22 protein-coding genes are annotated in these 20,263 nt (G+C 50.0%); all 22 read left to right on the top strand.

Annotated features, from left to right (window positions below; all coding sequences use genetic code 11):
- The first annotated feature begins 6 nt into the window (after positions 1 to 6).
- The 22 genes from spoIIIAE (at position 7) to recN (ending at position 20,246) form a co-directional block, all read left to right on the top strand.
- The gene (spoIIIAE, locus tag GI364_RS13255) at positions 7 to 1,434 is read left to right on the top strand and encodes a stage III sporulation protein AE (protein ID WP_233095789.1); all 1,428 of its coding nucleotides are present in this window, start codon (positions 7 to 9) and stop codon (positions 1,432 to 1,434) included.
- Positions 1,431 to 1,994, top strand: coding sequence for a stage III sporulation protein AF (gene spoIIIAF, locus GI364_RS13250; RefSeq protein WP_198849755.1), 564 nt, complete (start codon positions 1,431 to 1,433; stop codon positions 1,992 to 1,994). Before spoIIIAE ends, spoIIIAF begins: the two co-directional genes overlap by 4 nt.
- Complete coding sequence (locus GI364_RS13245; RefSeq protein ID WP_198849754.1) at positions 1,966 to 2,538, top strand: hypothetical protein; 573 nt, start codon at positions 1,966 to 1,968, stop codon at positions 2,536 to 2,538. The genes spoIIIAF and GI364_RS13245 overlap by 29 nt, the downstream gene beginning before the upstream one ends.
- 19 nt (positions 2,539 to 2,557) lie before the next feature.
- Positions 2,558 to 3,217, top strand: a complete 660-nt coding sequence (locus tag GI364_RS13240; RefSeq protein WP_198849753.1) for a SpoIIIAH-like family protein — start codon at positions 2,558 to 2,560, stop codon at positions 3,215 to 3,217.
- Between the two features lie 142 nt (positions 3,218 to 3,359).
- Positions 3,360 to 3,863: an acetyl-CoA carboxylase biotin carboxyl carrier protein gene (accB, locus tag GI364_RS13235; protein WP_198849752.1), complete on the top strand. Its 504-nt coding sequence runs from the start codon at positions 3,360 to 3,362 to the stop codon at positions 3,861 to 3,863.
- A 14-nt stretch (positions 3,864 to 3,877) separates the two neighbouring features.
- Positions 3,878 to 5,221 (top strand): acetyl-CoA carboxylase biotin carboxylase subunit, encoded by a 1,344-nt coding sequence (gene accC / locus GI364_RS13230; protein ID WP_198849751.1) that lies wholly within the window; start codon positions 3,878 to 3,880, stop codon positions 5,219 to 5,221.
- 61 nt (positions 5,222 to 5,282) lie between these two features.
- Positions 5,283 to 5,699: an Asp23/Gls24 family envelope stress response protein gene (locus tag GI364_RS13225; protein ID WP_198849750.1), complete on the top strand. Its 417-nt coding sequence runs from the start codon at positions 5,283 to 5,285 to the stop codon at positions 5,697 to 5,699.
- A 63-nt stretch (positions 5,700 to 5,762) separates the two neighbouring features.
- Positions 5,763 to 6,311: an alkaline shock response membrane anchor protein AmaP gene (amaP, locus tag GI364_RS13220; RefSeq protein ID WP_198849749.1), complete on the top strand. Its 549-nt coding sequence runs from the start codon at positions 5,763 to 5,765 to the stop codon at positions 6,309 to 6,311.
- Between the two features lie 3 nt (positions 6,312 to 6,314).
- Positions 6,315 to 6,548, top strand: a complete 234-nt coding sequence (locus tag GI364_RS13215; protein WP_233095788.1) for a DUF2273 domain-containing protein — start codon at positions 6,315 to 6,317, stop codon at positions 6,546 to 6,548.
- Positions 6,549 to 6,663: 115 nt separating this feature from the next.
- The gene (nusB, locus tag GI364_RS13210) at positions 6,664 to 7,125 is read left to right on the top strand and encodes a transcription antitermination factor NusB (protein ID WP_198849748.1); all 462 of its coding nucleotides are present in this window, start codon (positions 6,664 to 6,666) and stop codon (positions 7,123 to 7,125) included.
- Positions 7,058 to 8,131, top strand: coding sequence for a tRNA (adenosine(37)-N6)-threonylcarbamoyltransferase complex transferase subunit TsaD (locus GI364_RS13205; RefSeq protein WP_233095787.1), 1,074 nt, complete (start codon positions 7,058 to 7,060; stop codon positions 8,129 to 8,131). The genes nusB and GI364_RS13205 overlap by 68 nt, the downstream gene beginning before the upstream one ends.
- A gap of 156 nt (positions 8,132 to 8,287) precedes the next feature.
- The gene (locus GI364_RS13200) at positions 8,288 to 9,301 is read left to right on the top strand and encodes an NAD(P)/FAD-dependent oxidoreductase (protein WP_304503159.1); all 1,014 of its coding nucleotides are present in this window, start codon (positions 8,288 to 8,290) and stop codon (positions 9,299 to 9,301) included.
- A gap of 95 nt (positions 9,302 to 9,396) precedes the next feature.
- A complete protein-coding gene (gene folD / locus GI364_RS13195; protein ID WP_198849746.1) occupies positions 9,397 to 10,287 on the top strand; it encodes a bifunctional methylenetetrahydrofolate dehydrogenase/methenyltetrahydrofolate cyclohydrolase FolD in 891 nt (296 codons plus the stop codon).
- Positions 10,284 to 11,684, top strand: a complete 1,401-nt coding sequence (xseA, locus tag GI364_RS13190) for an exodeoxyribonuclease VII large subunit (protein ID WP_233095786.1) — start codon at positions 10,284 to 10,286, stop codon at positions 11,682 to 11,684. The genes folD and xseA overlap by 4 nt, the downstream gene beginning before the upstream one ends.
- Positions 11,650 to 11,922, top strand: a complete 273-nt coding sequence (xseB, locus tag GI364_RS13185; RefSeq protein WP_233095785.1) for an exodeoxyribonuclease VII small subunit — start codon at positions 11,650 to 11,652, stop codon at positions 11,920 to 11,922. Before xseA ends, xseB begins: the two co-directional genes overlap by 35 nt.
- A complete protein-coding gene (locus GI364_RS13180) occupies positions 11,903 to 12,823 on the top strand; it encodes a polyprenyl synthetase family protein (RefSeq protein WP_233095784.1) in 921 nt (306 codons plus the stop codon). The genes xseB and GI364_RS13180 overlap by 20 nt, the downstream gene beginning before the upstream one ends.
- Positions 12,824 to 13,693: 870 nt before the next feature.
- Positions 13,694 to 14,254, top strand: coding sequence for a CNNM metal transporter family protein (locus tag GI364_RS13175; RefSeq protein ID WP_198849745.1), 561 nt, complete (start codon positions 13,694 to 13,696; stop codon positions 14,252 to 14,254).
- A gap of 74 nt (positions 14,255 to 14,328) precedes the next feature.
- Complete coding sequence (gene dxs / locus GI364_RS13170; RefSeq protein WP_198849744.1) at positions 14,329 to 16,212, top strand: 1-deoxy-D-xylulose-5-phosphate synthase; 1,884 nt, start codon at positions 14,329 to 14,331, stop codon at positions 16,210 to 16,212.
- 5 nt (positions 16,213 to 16,217) lie between these two features.
- Positions 16,218 to 17,090 (top strand): TlyA family RNA methyltransferase, encoded by an 873-nt coding sequence (locus tag GI364_RS13165; RefSeq protein WP_198849743.1) that lies wholly within the window; start codon positions 16,218 to 16,220, stop codon positions 17,088 to 17,090.
- Positions 17,091 to 17,138: 48 nt separating this feature from the next.
- Positions 17,139 to 17,654 carry a hypothetical protein gene (locus tag GI364_RS13160; RefSeq protein WP_198849742.1) on the top strand — a complete coding sequence of 172 codons (516 nt, stop codon included), beginning with the start codon at positions 17,139 to 17,141 and terminating at the stop codon, positions 17,652 to 17,654.
- A gap of 23 nt (positions 17,655 to 17,677) precedes the next feature.
- On the top strand, positions 17,678 to 18,526 hold the full coding sequence (locus tag GI364_RS13155) for an NAD(+)/NADH kinase (protein ID WP_198849741.1): 849 nt from the start codon (positions 17,678 to 17,680) through the stop codon (positions 18,524 to 18,526).
- Positions 18,527 to 18,548: 22 nt separating this feature from the next.
- On the top strand, positions 18,549 to 20,246 hold the full coding sequence (gene recN / locus GI364_RS13150; RefSeq protein ID WP_198849740.1) for a DNA repair protein RecN: 1,698 nt from the start codon (positions 18,549 to 18,551) through the stop codon (positions 20,244 to 20,246).
- The last annotated feature ends 17 nt before the right edge of the window (positions 20,247 to 20,263 follow it).

Genomic DNA, 20,263 nt, shown 5'->3' with positions numbered 1-20,263 from the left:
GTCCACATGAAGCGGAGAATGTGGCTTGCAGCATTCGGGTTTGCCCTGTTGCTTCTGACGATTTGTGCAACAGGTTGGCACCAGCAGGCGCTTGCGGACACAACTCCCGAAGACACGCCTCCCCCACTATACACGGTGCAGTCTCAGGCTAACTCTAGCGCAGGCTTTGATTCGAATCAAAGTCAAGTACACAACACCGTTGGTGAGGGATTGAATTCGACCTCACAGTCTGCCTCGCCGTCAACTGGATTGGGCGGCCAATTGGGCTCAGGGAAGCAGTCTACGTCCAACCCTGACGGCAACAGTATGAACAATAGTAACACCAGCAGTAACAACAGTATGAACGTACACCAGGAAGCAAACCGGGAGCTGGACCAAATTCCGACTCAGTCAATTGATGCCTATTGGCAGAAACTGAAGGAACAGTATAGCGGCTATTTACCCGACACGACGGGTCCGGGACTTGTACACGCAATTTTGGGAAACGGCGGTTTTCACTGGAGCAACTTGCTGGACGGAATCCTTCGCTATTTCTTTGCTGAGATATTGGACAACGTTCAGTTGCTCGGTGCCATCCTCGTCTTGGCAGTCTTATCAGCAGTGTTGGCTTCGCTGCAAGCAGCGTTTGAAGAGCAAACAGTCAGCCAGATTGCGTACGCAATGATTTTCATGGTTTTAATGTTGCTGGCCATCGGCTCATTTACTGAAGCGGTCGGATTCGCGAGGCACGCTATTCAACAAATGACGGATTTCATGTTAGCCACCGTCCCCTTGGTTGTCGCCCTGTTGGCTGCATCAGGTGCACCCGCATCAGCAGCTTTCTTTCATCCTGTACTGCTGTTCTCAATTCACATGATTAGCAACGTCGTCTTTTTCCTTGTGTTCCCGCTGATATTTTTCTCAGCGTTGCTGGATTTGACGAGTGCGCTGTCCCCTCGCTACAAGTTAACGAGGCTTGCCGGTTTGCTGCGCACCATCAGTGTTTCGGCGTTGGGGCTGTGTTTGACGATATTTGTCGGAATCACTGCAATACAGGGCCTCGGGAAAGGAGTTGCTGATGGTGTGACGCTTCGGACCGCAAAATTCGCCATTGGCACTTTCGTTCCCGTTGTAGGCAAGGCCCTTTCTGATGCGGCCACGACAGTGGCCAGCGCGTCGCTCTTGGTTAAGAACGCTGTGGGCATTGCGGGACTGGTCATTATTGCATTCATAGCTTTGTTTCCTGCATTGAAAATCTTGGCTCTATCTTTTATTTACAACGGGAGTGCAGCATTGATGCAACCCTTGGGCGAAAACGCCATGATTAGCTGTCTGGGATCTATCAGCAAAAGTCTAGTACTTGTGTTTGCGACAGTTGCCGCAGTGGCCCTAATGTTTTTCATTGCCATTGGGATCTTACTGGCGTCCACCAATTTGGCGGTGATAATGCAATGACGTCGTTAGGGGAGTGGCTGAAGCAACTAGTTTTAATCGTGTTGTTTGCCGTATTTGCCGAGTTATTACTGCCGACAAAGGCCTTGGAGCGTTATGTTCGCATGGTCTTGGGGCTCGCTTTGATTGCAACGATGATACAACCCTTTGGTGTATTGATAACGAAAAACTGGGGTTCTCAGTTGGCACAGGAAGCCGTGGCTGAATTGACTCGAAACAGCACTACCGGCTCAATGTTTGGAAATTCTACGTCAAACACGAAGACGCTGGAAAAGTACTTTCATCAGGACCAGGCGGCGCAGGCTGATACGCTGTTGGCCAATCGCTTGCGGTCAGCAATCGCGGATAAATTCAATCTGACACCGCAACGCGTCATCGTCACAAATGCGCAGCAACCTGCTCAGTTATCCGTACACATTATTCTTTCGCAAATGCAGATGAGCCGCGCCTCTCCCATTGCAAATTGGACTGCAGAGCAGTTGGGATTGAATCGAAGCAGGGTCACCATTGGCTCAGTGGGAGGAGGTGATAGTAATGGATCTGAAGCCAATTATGCAAAATAAATGGCTCCTGGTCTTGGGCCTAATTGGTGTGCTCTTTCTGCTGGTTGGTCCGATACTGGGCCAAAACGTCAACCTTCACAAAAATAACCGTACTGTATCAACGTTAGCGAAACCTGGTTCAAATTCCACCAGCTCGTCCAATCAGGGCGGTATCCAATCTGCTTATGAGAAACAGTTGGCATCCATGTTAGACAACATTCAGGGCATCAACAAAGTGTCAGTGATGGTAACTCTTGACTCCAGCGGTTCCGTTAAGGTGGCCAACGACACACGTACGAGCACACAGACCCAGAACGCCACAAATTCAGGGCAAGCATCAAGTTCAACGACCACCGATAAACAAGTGTTTACGCAGACAAATCAAAATGGAGACAAGGTTCCGTATGTCATACAACGAACCACTCCGAAGGTTCGAGGGGTCCTTGTCACTGTGAGCGCAAAAGATTTTTACGTAGCAAAATCAGAAATAATTAACGCAATTACGAATGTGTTGGACGTGCCTGCATATAAAATTAGCGTAGAGCCTCAAAAAGCTAGCTCGTAGAATCGGGGAGGAATGTAAAGTGGTTAAACGACAAACTGTATGGCTTTCGACAATGATGGTGCTCTCACTCATGCTGATAGGGTACTATACTATCAACAACGGCGGGACAGGCACATCGGGGACCGGTAATTCTGTTACAACCAGTGTTGGTACACCTGGCCCAAATACTACAGGGACAGCCAATTCCACCAGCACCAACGCTTCGAGTCAAAGCTCCGCCAATGCAACAAAGACGAGCACGGGTTCTAAGTCCAGTACTAGTTCTCAGTCTCAGACCAAATCTGGGAGCAGTCAGACGAGCACCAGTTCTTCAGACTGGTTTGTAAAGTCTCGCACACAAGTTTCACAAGAGTTGGCCAAGAGCCAGGATGTCTATGAGCAAATCATGGTGAGTAACAAGTCTACCAATGCTCAGGTCGCACAGGCCCAAAAAGACCTGGAGCAGTTGCAGGCTATCAAAGGCGGCATCGAAAATGCGAGGGATGCGATTTTGGGTGACGGCTTCTCAGACGTCGTCATTTTCCCAACAATTGACTCTAAGAGCGGTGACGTAACGAAAGTCAACGTGTATGTAAAAGCTTCAAAGTTGAGTAATTCTAAGGCTGTGCAAATCATGAACATTGTCAGCCAACATATGAGCGTGTCCTTGGACAATATCAACGTGCATGAGCATGCTTAAGACCAAATTGGGCTACCCCGTGGCTAAACGGCGACGGGGTTTTCACTGTCTCGAAACGACACTGTGTCAGACTAACAACTTAATTTATCAGTGTGTTATACTAGGCTGAGTGTTTTGATACGGTGGTCAAGGAGTGACAGGTGTGAAGATTGGAGAAATTCGTGAACTTATTCGTCTGTTAGATGAGACAAGCCTTTCAGAAGTGAAAATTGAGACTGATGACATGAAATTATTGCTGAAGAAAAATGGAGCGGAAGTTGTGTCAAATCCAGTTTCCGTGACCCATTCCGTTAGTTCTGCACCAGTTCCTGCAGGGTCCACTGCACCTGCTGCATCTGCTGTGGTACAGGAGCAGCCAGCTCCTGTGTCCGTGGAAGCAACAAAAGCAGACGATGACGAGTCTGGTATCCATGTCATCACTGCACCCATGGTCGGTACCTTTTACCGGGCGCCTTCGCCGGATGCGGACGCATACGTTGCGAAGGGCGACAAAGTCAGCAACAAGACTGTGGTCTGCATTGTTGAGGCTATGAAACTGATGAACGAGATTGAAGCCGAGGCAGAGGGTGAAGTTGTTGATGTTTTGGTCGAAAACGGCCAGTTGGTAGAGTACGGACAGCCGATGTTTAAAATTAAGGTTTCGTAAGGAGCTAAATGTTTATGTTTGAAAAGGTCTTAGTGGCGAATCGAGGCGAAATTGCTGTTCGAATCATTCGCGCTTGCAGAGAACTGGGAATTAAAACGGTTGCAGTGTACTCGGAAGCGGACAGAGAGGCGTTACACGTCCAACTCGCCGACGAGGCCTACTGCATTGGCCCCACTCCAAGTCAGAAGAGTTACTTGCATATTCCGAGTATTATCTCTGTGGCAACGCTGGCAGGAGTGGATGCTGTTCATCCGGGTTACGGTTTCTTGGCAGAAAACAGCGACTTTGCTGAGGTCTGTGAACAATGCAGTATTACCTTTATTGGTCCCAGCGCTTATGCCATTGAAACGATGGGAGACAAGGCCGTAGCAAAAGAAACGATGAAGGCGGCGGGTGTACCGACAGTGCCGGGAAGCGACGGCCTTGTGTCCGACGTGGAAGAAGCAGTCAGTATCGCTCGGGATATAGGTTATCCAGTCATCATCAAGGCAACAGCTGGAGGCGGAGGAAAAGGCATTCGGGTAGTTTACGACGAAGAGACACTGAAAAAAGCGGTCGTGACGGCTCAACGCGAAGCTGAGACTGCATTTGGTAACGCAGGTGTGTACTTAGAGAAGTTTATTGAGAGTATGCGTCACGTGGAGATTCAGGTTTTGGCAGACCGGCATGGGAATGTCATTCACTTAGGTGAGCGGGACTGCTCTGTGCAACGCAGACTGCAAAAACTTGTTGAAGAATCGCCGTGTCCCGTATTGCCGGATGCAACTCGACAGAAGATGGGAGCAGCCGCAGTTTCGGCTGCACGAGCTGTGGACTATGTTGGTGCCGGAACCATTGAATTTATCTATGCGCCAGACGACAGCTTTTATTTCATGGAGATGAATACGCGCATTCAGGTTGAGCATCCGGTGACAGAATGGGTCACTGGAGTCGATCTCGTCCGCGAACAAATACTCGCTGCGGCAAACGAACCACTGTCCGTGAGACAGGAAGACATTGTCCTTCGCGGTCACGCCATTGAGTGCAGAGTGAATGCCGAAGATGCAGAGCGCAATTTTATGCCTTCACCGGGAACGATTACTTCATATATTCCTCCGGGAGGAATTGGAGTACGTGTCGACAGTGCTGCGTACTCCGGCTATACAGTACCGCCGTATTATGATTCTATGATTGCGAAATTGATTGTCTGGGCGCCGGATCGACAGCAGGCTATCGACAGAATGCAACGTGCTTTGTCAGAGTATGAAATCGAAGGCGTGAAGACGACGATTCCATTTCATCAACGCCTTTTAAAACATGAAAAGTTTATATCGGGAGATGTTACGACCCGATTTTTGGAAGAGAATAAGGTCATGTAGCAGTATAATTCGTTTCTTATGACTGCTATACTGCAAGTAGAGTGTCAGGAGGGAACAGTGTATGCAAGACATGGAGTTTCACTCGAACGAACTCGGCAAGATCCAAATTGCTGATGAAGTTATACAAATCATTGCCGGGCTTGCGGCTACTGAAGTAGAAGGTGTCGCTGACATGAGCGGAACCTTTGCCGGCGGCATAACAGAGTCGTTACTCGGTCGAAAGAATTTAGCAAAAGGTGTAAAAGTTGAGTTTGGTGAGGGAGATAAGTCCTGTTCCATAGAACTATCGACGGTCTTGCAGTTTGGAGTTAATATTCCTGAAGTGTGTGTGTTAATTCAGGAACATGTGAAGCAGGCCATCGAAGGAATGACGGGCCTTGCAGTAAATCATGTCAATGTTCATGTGACAGGCATTCTGTTTCCGTCTGACAAAGTCAAGGAAATTCCTGCAGAAGTCACATCAGAACGACATTCATGATAGTTAGTGGCAACAAGTGTAACTTCGGTTGAAGTTTCTGACTAAGTTCAGGAGGGTGTTCCATTGAGCGTTCTTGACCGCATTCTTCTCGTTATCTTATCTCTGGGTGCGTTGGCGGCATCTGTCATACTTGCGTTGTTCACCTTGAATGTAAATGGTGAGTGGCAGACGGGGATGATAGTACACATCAGCAACTACCCAGGTGATTTGAGTGCGTTGGCTGTCGCCCTTGTGTTTGCAATACTTGCGATTCGATTCTTGTTTTATAAAACCAGCAGACAAGACCAGCAGTATGTCACTATCCCGGGTGATGCTGGACAAATTCGAATCTCATTTGAAACAGTAAAAGCCTTAGCCAATCGGATTGCGGCAGAAGTAAAGGGCGTTCAGGAACTGGACACCCGTGTGCGGCACAGTGAGCGAGGGGTTGTGCTGGTTGTTAGAGTGCGTGTATTGCCGGACATTGACTTAACGGAAATGGCCGAAAACATTCAGCAGTCGGTGAAAGAGTACGTTGAAAAGACGGCCGGGATTACTGTGGAAAGAGTCTTGGTAAATGTGACGGAACTGGCGCGCAGCCAAGGCAAAGCTCAGAAAGCATGGGTGGACTAGGCCATGAAGCAAATGTTGCAACGGATGCTCACCAACATGATGCAAATGAAGCGACGCTGGTTAGGTATGTGGGCTGGCGTCGTGATTTGGATATTGTGGATGATATTTGGCTTCTGGGCCATAATACTCCTACTTATACTCGGGGCAGTCGGCTTCGTGATTGGACGAGTGTTGGAAGAGAATCAATCGTGGAAGCAGGTTGTTGAACGACTGCTGTCCGAACGCTACGGCGATTGATTTGGCGTTCGTCTTGACGAACGCTCCGTTGCACTGTGAACGTCTTACCTCCATTGGGAGGGCAGTTTTGACATTATGAATTTGACATTATGAAAGAGATAAGCGGGGTGTTGATATGAAACGTCATGAAGTCAGACAAAAAGCCCTGCAAGCATTGTTTGAGATCGATCTTGGACGAGGGGATGCAAATGACGCAATGGCGCACGTCATGGAAGAAGTCGCTGCGGTGCAGCCCCAAGATGTGAAATACTTGCATTGGTTGGTTCTTGGTACACGTGAGAATCGTGCTGACCTGGACGATGTTCTAGAAGCGCATGTTGAAGGATGGAAGCTAAATCGCATGGCACGCGTTGATTTGAATGTCCTCCGGATGGCCTTGTATGAATTACAATATGAACACGATGTGGATGTAGCCACCATCTGCAATGAAGCTGTCGAATTGGCGAAAGACTTCAGTACGGATGAGTCGGGAAAGTTTGTCAACGGGGTGTTAGCAAGAGTGTTGCCTAATGCGACAGCGGCGCGAGCTCGGAACCACGACCGCCATTCCGATGATTCTTCAGATACGGTGGATTAAAGCTGTGTATGTTTTGGGAATAGATACGAGTAACTATACAACATCAATGTGTGCAGTTCGATTGAGTGACGGACGAGTTGCGGCAGACTCAAGAAAGCTCCTTCCGGTGCCGCTTGGAGATAAGGGTTTGCGTCAGTCTGACGCACTCTTTTTTCATGTTCAGCAAATGCCTGAGGTGTTTGCAAGACTCAGACAACAGTTGACGGCAGAAGACCCTGATGCTGAATTTGCTCTCGTAAGTGTGTCGGCTCACCCGCGGCCCTTGATGCGTTCCTACATGCCCGTATTTAAAGCAGGAGTCAGTTTTGCCGAAACGCTGGCTCTCATGGCAAATGTACCTGTCTATAGAACCTCACATCAAGAGGGACACATCGCTGCGGCAGAGTACTTCCTAGAAGAGGCCACCAGCGGTAACAGCCACTTCGCCGTGCACCTTTCCGGTGGTACAACCGATGTGCTGTTGGCCCGCAGAACCGAGTTCGGCTATAACGTGTCTCTGTTGGGTGAAGGTCTGGATTTACATGCCGGCCAATTTGTCGATCGCGTCGGTGTCGCCATGGGCTTTGCATTTCCCGCCGGTCCCATGCTGGAGCGCGCAGCCAATGAGACGGTCAACAGTGAGTTTCGTCTGCCGTCGCGTGTGCAGGAGTGTCGCATCAGTTTCTCAGGGCCGTGTTCAGCTGCGTTAAGAGCCCTTGATACCGGTACACCACAGGCAGAAGTGGCACTGGCCGTTGAAAATTGCATTGCGAATAGCGTCGTCAAGGCGCTGCTCCATGCATCAAAACTCCATCCACATACGCGGTTTGCGGTCATTGCTGGCGGTGTGGCAGCAAATGCACAGATAAGGCACAGGATAGCACATCGTCTAGCTGTCTTGGTGCCATCGTTAAGGCCTTTGTTCGCCCCGCCGGAGTTTTCTCGAGACAACGCTTTAGGCGTTGCGACAATCGGTCGGCGTTTCATGTTAGGTAAGCACGCTGCAGTCGGGACAGTGAAAAGGTGACACTGTAGACGTCTGAAAATTGGGTTAACTAGAGCTAACTCATGGCAAATTCGGTACAATGAAGTGGGCCTGTATGGAAAGGTTTACAGGCGTGCGGTATAATGACCGAGGAATTTATCAAAGTGTCGGTGGTATATGAAAGAGGAGGGGACCCATTTGGCTACGGAACAGGCATTGAGCCGGGATGAGAAGATTTATGATATTACCATTATTGGCGGAGGTCCGACGGGACTCTTTGCTGCGTTTTGCTGCGGTATGAGAAATGCATCTTGCAAGATTATTGACAGTTTGCCGGAACTAGGCGGACAGTTGGCTACTTTGTATCCGGAGAAGTATATTTTCGATGTCGGCGGATATCCTAAAGTGCTAGCAAAAGATTTGGTAGAAAGCCTTAAAGAACAGGCTTTTCAGTACAATCCAGCAGTCAATTTAAATGAAGAGGTTGTCAGCTTGGAACGGCGTGAAGACGACGTCTTTGAGCTCAAGACGGACAAGCGGATTCACCTGTCCCGGGCGATTATTATCTGTGCTGGAATCGGAGTCTTCACACCTCGACCGCTTCCGACTGACAAGGCAAAGGATTATGAAGAACACGGGATTTACTACTATGTTGACAAACTTGATCAATTTCGCTCAAAAAAGGTTCTCGTAATTGGCGGCGGAGACTCTGCTGTTGACTATGCCTTAATGATTGAGCCAGTGGCAGAACAGGTTACATTGATTCACAGACGGGATGGTTTTCGTGCGCATGAGGAAAGTGTCAAAAAGCTGTATGACTCCAGTATCAATGTGAAGACATTTGTGGAACTGCACGACTTGCATGGCGAGAGCGGTGTTTTGGAGGCTGCGACGCTGATTAACAACAAATCGAAGGAAACGGAACGAATTGAAGTAGATACGATTGTCAGTGGACTCGGTTTTTCGGCCTCTCTAGGGCCCATTACAGAGTGGGGACTAGAGATTGAAAACAACGAAATTGTCGTGAACACAAAGATGGAAACGAACATTCCAGGTATTTATGCAGCAGGGGATATCGTCAATTATCCAGGGAAAATCAAGTTGATTGCAACAGGTTTCGGGGAGGCACCAACAGCCGTTAACAATGCCAAAACGTACATCGATCCGAATGCTCGGCTGAGTCCGGGTCACAGCAGCAGTCGGAAACAGTGATAGAAAGACCAAGGAAAAGTTCACACTTCTGTGTGGACTTTTTCGTTCATTATGTGCAGAATCAGGACTAGCATATGCAAATTCAGGACTAGCGAATGGAAAGGCGGGAGACTAGCGTGGCTACAATTCTGGATGGCAAAGAGATTGCTGGATTGATTCGTGAGGAAGCGAAGTCTGACCTGGACGTACTGGATCAGCACGGAATCAAGTTGAAACTGACCGTGGTCCTTGTTGGTGACGATCCTGCATCTGCCACTTACGTTCGCAGCAAGGAACGTGTGGCAGGTGAAGTCGGCCTGGATAGTGAAATTATTCGCTTGCAGTCTGATACCACGCAGGCAGAGTTGCTTGGCATTGTGGATAGATTAAATCAGGATGACAGCGTGGACGGAATTCTGGTACAACTGCCTTTACCCAAGCACATTGATGAGGATGCCGTCTTGGATAAAATCTCTCCAGAGAAGGACGTTGACGGATTTCATCCAATCAGCGTTGGGAGAAATGTATCAGGGATGAAGGGGGCAGTCTGGCCCTGTACTCCCGCCGGCATCATGAAGATGTTGCGGTTGAAAGGAATTGAAACCGAGGGCAGGCATGCCGTCGTAGTGGGGCGCAGCAACATTGTTGGCAAACCTATGGCGATGCTACTTCTGGAAGCCAATGCAACTGTGTCCATGTGCCACTCCCGAACGAAGGACTTAGCTGCCATCACGAAGCAGGCAGACATATTGGTAGTTGCAGTTGGACGGGCAAATATGATTACTTCCGAGCATGTTAAACAGGGGGCCGTGGTCATCGATGTTGGCATGAACAGAGTGGATGGCAAATTGACGGGAGATGTAGACTTTGCGTCCGTAGAACCCGTTGCGTCGGCCATCACTCCTGTTCCCGGAGGCGTGGGCCGGCTGACGGTCGCAACTCTGATGCTGAATACACTGAAACTTGGAGCCACACGCCGCAAACAATACGAGTTGATACAGCGTTGACGCAGCCGCCGCAGGTGATTACTGTCAGCCAGCTAACTTCTCTCATCAAGCATCGGATTGAAACAGACCCAAGGCTTCTGAACTGCACAGTTACGGGTGAAATCTCAAATTTTAAACACCACAGCAGCGGTCATATGTATTTGACACTGAAGGACGAATCCAGTCGAGTGCGTGCCATTATGTTTTCCAGCAAGAATCGCCGACTGTCCTTTCGACCAGAAGACGGCATGCGAGTTATTGCTACAGGGAACGTTGGGGTATTCGATAGAGATGGCCAGGTTCAACTATACATTGAGTCGATGCAACCGGATGGCGTGGGGGCTCTCTACGTCGCCTTTTCGCAATTGAAGGAGAAACTCTCCCGAGAGGGTCTGTTTGATGCGCAGAGGAAAAAGACGTTGGCACGCTATCCCATGGTGGTTGGTGTGGCGACGTCACCAACGGGATCGGTCATCAAAGACATTTGCTCGACACTGGAACGACGATACCCATTAGCTAAGGTTGTCTTGGCTCCTGCTAGCGTGCAGGGGCCAGGAGCGGCGAAAACCATTGTCAAAGCCCTCAGACAACTGCAGGCGTATGATGCAGGCGTAAGGCGCCTGGATGTGGTTATCATTGCTCGAGGCGGAGGTTCTTTGGAAGAGTTGTGGCCCTTTAACGAAGAAGCAGTCGCACGAGCCGTTGCTGCATGCCCGATTCCGGTGGTCTCTGCCGTCGGTCATGAAACGGACTTTACAATTGCCGACTTTGTGGCAGATGTCAGAGCAGCGACTCCCACTGCTGCTGCGGAAGTGATTGCGCCGAGCCTGTCAGAATTGAGTGCGGCTGTGGAGCAATACGGTGAACGTGCTGCGGCAGCATTGAAGGTAAAGTTGAAGAGTGAGCGTCAACGAATGCAAAGTGCAGCGCAAAGCAGTGTCCTGCGCAATCCGCTGCGCCTGATTGACTTAGCCCGACAGAACGTGGATTATTTGGAATCCCGGACGGCTCAGGCCGTTGTGCGTCCTCTGGAGACAGCACGCCGGCGCTTGCATTTTGACGGTGAACGTTTGTATCGTATCGACTTAAGCCGTCGGATTGAAAGGTATAGAAGCCGACTGGAACGAGCAGCCTATACCATTCAAAGTGAAGTGAACCAGAGTCTGAGTCGCAACAATAACCAACTAACTCAAGTGATTACACAACTTGAGGGATTGAATCCTTTAAGTATTTTGAAGCGTGGATACAGTGTGGTAACTCAAGCAAATGGAGACATTGTACATTCTACGAAACAGGTGAGACCCAGTGAAAGTATCTCTGTTCGAGTGGCTGACGGAACGATTCGTGCACGTGTCAAATCAATAGGACAGGAGGGGGACGAGCGTGGAGAATTCGAACAATCAAGACTTAACATTTGAGCAAGCCATGCAATCCTTGGAGGAAACGATTAAGAAGCTCGAGTCTGGAGATTTACCTTTGAGCGAGTCCATTGAGCAGTACAAAACTTCCATGCAGCTGGTTCAATACTGTAGGAAACAGTTGAATCAGGCAGAATTGGAAATTGAGCAACTGATGGACGCGCGGACCGAACCGGAACAGGCGTCAGAAAGTGCACCGGATGAACAGAAGGCAGGAAGTGCAGAGGAAGGTGCATAAAGCCATGGCGGGTCATTCGTCTGAAACTACAAAAGCATATCTGCGGTCTCGAGCCCAAATGGTGTCCGATTATCTTTCACAGCTCTTGTCCGAAACCCAGCGACCGGCGGCTCTGTTTGCCGGGATGAACTACAGTTTGTTGGCAGGCGGCAAGCGCTTAAGACCTGTACTTTGTTTGGCCACGGTGGAATCTTTCGCAAAGGACCCTCGAACCGCGCTGCCAGCCGCTGCAGCCATCGAAATGATTCATTCCTATTCACTCATACACGACGACCTTCCGGTGATGGATGACGACGACTTGCGTCGGGGTAAGCCAACAAATCACAAGGTATTCGGCGAAGCCCCTGCATTGTTGGCCGGTGATGCACTGCTTACACAAGCCTTTTCTGAGTTAGCGGGCCTCGATACGATTCGTCCTCAACTCGTGTTACGCATGGTTCGGACTTTGGCCGATGCCGCGGGTCCATACGGTATGGTTGGCGGGCAGTTCGTGGACATGGAAAAGGAACATGGTGATGGATCAGAAGCAGACCTAGAGTTCATTCACCGCCACAAGACGGGGAAATTGATTATGGCCTCTGTTGTGCTTGGAGGTTTGTTCGCTGACGTGGACGAGCCACAGCTTACAGCCTTGACGGAGTACGGCCTCCACCTTGGACTGGCCTATCAAATGGTGGATGACGTGTTGGACGTCACCGCAACCTCTGAGCAACTCGGGAAGACGGCAGGCAAGGATGCTGTGGCCGAGAAGTTGACCTATCCAAGCCTGATTGGCATTGAGGAAACACACCGCCGCATTGAATTAGAATTCCAGTCTGCATTGGCCTCTTTGCGTGGGATTGGCCTCGGTGATTCTGTTTTGTACGGACTCGCTGAGCTCCTCGTGAACAGACAGTCCTAAAGCATCAGTGACGTAAATCAATTGGGGAGGCTGCCGCAGATTCCGAAGCTATTGGACACACAGCGATTTCGGTCGAGAGGAAACTGGTAATTTTCTCTGGCAGCGTATAGCGACGTGCGGCGCCGCATGCCAAAGCTCTTGCTGAGAACTTGCCTGCTTTTGACCGGGACAGCCGTTTTGGTGGTTTTCTAGTCAGACAGGCATGATGGTCCGCAGCCGTCGTATGTTATAATAGTATTAGTTCCGTGGGTGGTGCAGTATTCTAGTCAGTCGTCCGTCTCTGAGGGCGGGGCTAAAAATCCGCCAAAGGGCACATCGATGAAGTTCCTGGTGGTGGCTTGAGGCGCCCAGCCTTGGGTTGTTGCTGGGAGTTAAGAAAGTTGGGCAGCCCGCAATGGCATGCGGACCCTGACCCAGCTTTCGCGGAGGCCCAAGTGCGTGGCTTGCTCTTCAGTGGAGTCACGGCTTGGGGTATGAACCTGCATGCGGACAGACTGTGTGCAGCGTAGCCTGTCTTGAGTGGTGCTGAAGGATCCGGGAAGCAGGCCGTACCGACTTGGCCGAGTCGATACAGCTGGTGCCGTGTGAAATCAGTACTGCAAAAGAGACTAAGGGACGGCAGCGACTGTAGCGGAAAACGCCTAGGCTGTTCGCCACAGCGAGATTCAATGAGGATTATAGTGTGGTCTAAGTGGTAATCCAGTCTGACAGACGGCAACGCTGTCAAGAAGTGAGTAAGTGGAAACCACCTTAATGGTGACGTTAAGGTTCGCTTCTGGGAAAACCTACTGGACCTAAGCCACAGCGTTTACTCATTGAATTACCACCCATGTGTTTTTCCCGATGTAATGACGGGGGTTTTATGTACATATGAAAAAAATTGTAGGACGCCGCGAGCTGTTATTTATTGTTGTCGTGACAGCCGTGTCCTTCCCGCTTGGTGGAGTGTTTGATACATCCACTATTTTTTTAAATTCGGCATCGTGGTACGTTGGTGCCATCACCGTTTTGCTGATTGTAATAATTGGGGCTGTCTTTGATATGGTCGGTGTTGCTGCAGCGGCTGCTCGTGAGACGCCTTTTCACGCCATGGCCTCAAAAAGGGTCTTTGGTGCGCGAAGAGCCATTCAAATTGTCCGAAATGCCGAGAAAGTCTCAAGTATATGCAGTGACGTGGTTGGTGACATTGCCGGCGTTCTCAGCGGGGCGGGAGCTTTGGCTGTGGCCGTGCAGATGGCGCATTCCTTTCATTTTCATGGATGGATTGATGAGCTGCTCGTGATTGTACTGACAGCTTTCACAACTTCAATTACAGTGGGCGCGAAAGCCTATGGAAAGACTGTGGCGATTCACGCGCCTACACCAATCATTTTGTTTGCCTCAAAAATTGTAGAAGGTATACTAATCGTATTACGATTTTCAAAGAAGTGACTCTTCCTGCCGAATTCCATGGTTTTCAGATAGCCCGTTATTGGGGTACGATAGGGAGGACGGAACGAAACGGGGTGTCACAAACGATACTTGAAAACATAAATCAACCAGCTGATTTAAAACATCTTTCTGAAGAAGAACTCGTGGTGCTGACGAATGAGATTCGTGAGTTTCTAGTTAACTCCGTCTCACAGACAGGGGGACACTTTGGAGCAAACCTCGGCGTTGTTGAGTTGACGGTCGCGTTGCACCGGATATACAACAGCCCGACTGATAAGATTATTTGGGATGTAGGTCACCAGTCGTACGTTCATAAGATTTTGACTGGCCGCAAACATCGCTTTCCCACGTTGCGGAAATTTAAAGGAATGGCCGGTTTTCCGAGAAGGCATGAAAGTGAACATGACCAATTTGGTGCGGGTCACGCCAGTACCTCTATTTCTGCTGGATTGGGAATGGCTGTTGCGCGCGACTTGAACCACGATAATTACAGTGTTGTCAGTGTTATTGGAGATGGTGCATTAACCGGCGGCATGGCCATGGAAGCACTAAACCATGCCGGTCACGTGGGCACAGATTTTACGGTAATTCTCAATGACAATGAAATGTCTATTGCGCAGAATGTCGGAGCAGTCTCACGGTATTTGACGAGGCTTCGTACAGATCCCACATATTCAAAGGCAAAGGCAGAAATTGAGCAGTTGTTGCGTCGGGTACCTGCCATCGGTTCGCGTCTGAGCAAGACGTTAGAGTGGACAAAGGACTCGTTGCGCCAAATGATACTTCCAGGTCAGTTGTTTGAGGCCTTTGGGTTTAAATATCTGGGACCTGTAGACGGTCACAATTTGCTCCAAGTCATGCGCGTGATTGAAGATGCAAAGCAAATTAAAGGCCCGGTGCTCATTCATATGATTACCAGCAAAGGGAAGGGGTACGGTGATGCAGAAGCGGCCCCTGACAAGTTCCATGCTTGGCCTTCAAGTAAAAAGAAAACTGTACCATCTTATACCTCAATTTTTGCAGACACAATCACTGAGCTGGCGCAAAGGGATAAGGATATAGTGGCCGTGACGCCGGCAATGGTCCCTGGTTCAGGCTTGACCAAATTCGGAGAGGAATTCCCGGACAGGTTGTACGACGTCGGCATTGCAGAGCAGCACGCGGCTACCTTTTGCGGCGGGTTGGCTGCGGCTGGAAAGAAACCAGTCTTGGCAATTTACTCAACGTTTATGCAACGCGCTTACGATCAAGTGATTCACGATATCTGCATCCAGAACCTGCCTGTGGTCATTGCGGTGGACAGGGCAGGTTTGGTTGGACCGGACGGAGAGACCCACCAGGGGGCTTTTGACATATCGTATTTGCGGGCTATACCCAACATCACTCTTATGGCTCCAAAAGATGAGAATGAACTGCGGCATATGTTATACACTGCGTTTGACCTCGAGGGCCCTGTAGCTGTTCGTTATCCCCGTACAGACGGGCTTGGAGTGAATCTCGACGAAGAATATACACTCTTGCCAGAGGGACAGGGTGAAGTCTTACGACAAGGACATGATGTCACAGTGCTCGCTCTCGGCACAATGGTGTCGGAAGCACTACAGGCGGCTGAGGTACTGTCGAAGCACCATAGCGTCTCGGCCTCTGTCGTTAATATGCGCTTTGTAAAGCCCATTGACAAGGACTTGATTTGCCGCTTTGCTAAGTCCGGGAGTCCGATGGTTACAGTTGAAGAGGCCGCTCTTGCGGGAGGTATGGGATCGGCAGTGCTCGAAGTACTAGCAGAGAATAATTTGCAGGTTCCCGTACGTCGCATTGGACTGCCCGACAAATTCATTGAACACGGTTCGCGTCCAGAGTTGTTGAAGGATGTTGGTCTGTGTGCTGAGGGAATCACCACACAAGTCCTGGAGTTTCTCAGTAATTCAATGCAAAGCCGCATTCAGGCTTGGAGTTAGGCCGCATGAAAAAAGTCAGACTTGACCTGTTGGTGGCCGAAGCAGGAGGTTTCGCAAGCAGAGAGGCAGCCAAACGAGCTATTATGGCCGGATTGGTGAAGAATTCGAAGGGTGAGGTCCTGGACAAGCCTGGGCAGAGTGTTCCAGAGAGCCTGCAAGTTCAAATTACGGGACCTGCCCATCAATTCGTAGGCAGGGGCGGGCTGAAACTGGAACGTGCCCTGAAACAGTTTGGTGTATCCTTAGATAATAAGGTTGTGCTTGATGTGGGCGCCTCCACGGGCGGATTTACAGATTGCAGCCTCCAACACGGGGCTGCGCTGGTATATGCCGTTGATGTGGGTTACGGGCAACTGGCATGGAAACTCAGAAACGACAGTCGCGTTGTGGTTCGTGAACGCACAAACTTCCGCCATGTGGCAGCTGATGAGTTTGACCCTAGACCGGAAGTTGCAGTGATGGATGTATCGTTCATTTCTACCAGGCTTCTCATACCCAAACTGCTCGAGGTCTTAAGTGAGCCAAAGCAGATTATCAGCTTGGTGAAGCCCCAATTTGAAGCAGGAAAAGGCAGCGTGGGGAAGGGCGGTATTGTTCGCGACCCTGGTATCCATGTTGAAGTCCTGCAGGACTTACTTAAATATGCTTACAGCGAGGGCCTTGAGTGCGGTGGTATCGAGTATTCGCCAATTTCCGGCGGAGACGGTAACATTGAGTATTTGGCCTTATGGCGAATGAACGGGAAGCATGAGACGTACCTGGATGTAGAAATGTGGGGACAGCGTGTCCGTGAGGTTGTTATCGAGGCTTGGCAGACCCTGCAGAGCAAATCAGTGGAAGAGATTGTCATCCGTTCGCATTATAACAGCGAATCCTAACCTGTAACATCGAGTGCACAATGTGGCGGATCCATGGGGAGATGGCACATGGGCTGGCAGCAGGCAGCAGCGATTTTAATCGGAGCAGCATTTGTTTTGTTGGTTTTAAAGTCGATGTTCGGGCAGTGGCGGCAATCCGACAACAAGACGCCTTTGCGCGGACGATTTAGTACTGCAAAAGAATGGTTGGAGGAGAACGGATACAAAATTCTGAAGATTCGACAGCGTAGTGAATGGGTCGGCTACTACGATTCCCGCGAGTTTCGAAAACAGTACATTGCAGACTTTGTGGTGAAGAAAGGTGCCAAGTCCTACGCCGTAAAACTGCAGAGTGCACGCGATAAAGGGCTCAGCGGCCAAAAAGTGCGAGACATGTGGTATCCGCTCTTTACTGCCTTTCAAGTCGACGGAATTTTACATCTTGATGTTGACAATGATAAGGTGCACTTGATTGACTTTCAGTTAAAATCACCGGGATTTGTACGTTGGCGTACGTTTGTCAATCGCAGCCTCTGGTTTCTGTCGGGGATGATTGCCGCATTGGCTCTGTTTCACGCGCGCTAGCTTTTTAGGAAGGAGTTACTACAGTGCGGACCTTTGCGTTGCTCGTAAACCTTGAAAAACCGCGTGCTCTGGAACTCAGAGAACGGCTCACAACCTTGCTTCACGGTGCCGACATCAAGACTGTACACTTCGAGTCCCATGAGGCACTCGCAGCTGGTCAGGACAGGCTCCAAGGCGTGGAAATGGCTTTTGTGCTCGGCGGAGACGGAACTTTGTTGGGGGTGGCGCGTCAGCTGGCGGAATACGGCATTCCACTGCTGGGAATTAACGCTGGTCATCTGGGTTTCCTGTCTGAGGCCGAACCTGCAGACCTGGAAGACGCAGTGGGGCGGATTATCGACAGGCAATATCGGCTGGAAAAACGGGTCATGCTCGAATCCGTTGTCCACCGGGATGGCGTAGAAGTCGACAGGCTAAGAGGTTTGAACGACACGGGCATTGCCAAAGGGTCATTCGGAAGAATGGTTACCGTGGAGGTATACATCGATGACGTCCTGCTCGAGGAATACAGCGGGGACGGCGTCATAATTTCCACGCCAACGGGATCGACCGCGTACTCCCTGTCGTGTGGAGGTCCGATTGTGACTCCGCATTTACAAGTGATGCTTGTCACGCCAATTTGTCCCCATACACTCATGGCACGCCCATGCGTGATTGACGCGAACCAATCCGTCCGAATGGTAGTGCGTGCCACCCACGACGACTTAGGGTTAACTGTGGACGGACAAGTGGGTGTCAGATTACAATCTGGCGATGAAGTCACAGTGAGCAAGTCTTCCGTGGAAACAACGCTGGTTAAGCTGGGTGATCGCGATTTTTTCTCCGTACTGCGCACAAAACTACACGGACGAGATACATACCATCACATATAAGCCCTTAAAGGGGAGGGACCCTATGCTGGTAGAAATTTCTGTTTCGCGCATCGCTTTGATTGAATCAATGCAGCTGCACCTGACATCGGGGTTGAACGTATTTACTGGCGAGACTGGAGCCGGTAAATCTATTTTGTTGGATGCCATTGGGTTACTGATGGGGAATCGCGGTTCAACGGACTTAATTCGTAAAGGCTGTGACAGTGCAGTGGTGGAGGGAGCCTTTGAAGTGACAGGCACCGCCAAACGTCGGACTAGTGCACTGCTCCAAGAATGGGGTATAGACACAGACCAGCCTCTGGTTATTTCAAGGAAATTGTATAAAACGGGTAGAACGGTGTGTCGGATCAATGGTTCGATGGCGACAGTGCATATGTTGAGAGAGCTTGGAATCGAGCTGATTCAACAGCATGGACAGCACGAGTCGCAAGCGCTGTTGAAACCAGATGAACAACTGCGGCTAGTGGACACTTTCGGGGGACATGAGGAGACAAGAAAGAGCGTTTTGCGGGCCTTTGAGGCTTGGAAAACCGCAAAAACGAACTATGACGCTGCGCATTTGGACGAGCAGGAGCGAGCACGTCGTCTGGATATGTTGCAGTTTCAAATGCGGGAGATTGAAGATGCACACCTGGTTGCAGGAGAAGAGGAGGAATTGCGTCAAGAACGGGATGTATTGCAACACGTGGAAAAGATATCGGAGACCCTTGCAACCGTGTTGCACTACCTTGAAGGTTCGGATCATTCAGCTGTGCAACAATTGGGACAGGCGACACACTCACTGACTGGAATTACCGGGTACGACGCGGAAATACATCAAGCCAGTGAACTGCTTGATACAGCACAAGTGCATTTGGACGAATCCGTTCGGGGACTATCGGCTGTGTTTCATCGACTAGAGGCAGACCCCTCTCGGCTGGAGGATGTCGAAAACCGACTTGCACTGATTCGTACGCTGCAAAGAAAATATGGTCCGACGGTGAAAGCTGTCGAGGAGTATTATACGCAGATCAAAGCAGAATATGAGGAGTATGTCAATCATGAGGAAAAACTCGCTCAGTTACAGGAACATGTAAAGGAATGCTATACAAGCCTTATTGAACTAACTGGCACCCTGCACAAGGCCAGAGTCGAAACTGCCTCTGAACTGACATCATCTCTGAAAGACATTCTCCGCGGATTGCAAATGCCAAATGCGGAATTCGCGGTGCAGGTGGACAAGCGGGTTTCAGAAACTGGAGCCCCGGAATTTGGTCCGACGGGATTTGACAATGTGTTGTTGTTGTTCAGCGCCAACAAAGGTCTGGAAGCGAAACCCCTGCAAAAAATTGCCTCTGGAGGGGAACTGTCTCGAACGATGCTGGCGTTAAAATCGGTGCTGGCGAATCGGGACGACGTAGACACCTTAATATTTGATGAAATCGACGCGGGAGTAAGCGGAGCCGCTGCACAGAGTGTAGCCGAACAGTTACTTCGATTGGCTAGTCACCGTCAGGTCCTGTGTGTCACGCATTCTCCGCAAATTGCATCAGCGGGAACCAGTCACTACAGAATCGCAAAACACGATGAAGAAGAGACGACAGTTACTGATATCGAAGGCTTGGCGGGAGAAGGGCGAATTAAGGAAATCGCCAGGTTGCTGGGGTCGGATGTGGCAGATGAAACAGCCAGCGTTCACGCACAGGCTATGCTGAAAAGTTTCGCACCAGTAACTCCTTAGAGAGGTTCATGTGGCAT

Origin of the sequence: Alicyclobacillus sp. SO9 (assembly GCF_016406125.1) — a bacterium.
Classification (GTDB): domain Bacteria; phylum Bacillota; class Bacilli; order Alicyclobacillales; family Alicyclobacillaceae; genus SO9.
The sequence above is the reverse complement of the archived record's forward strand: the minus strand, read 5'-3'. Positions and strand labels throughout refer to the sequence as shown.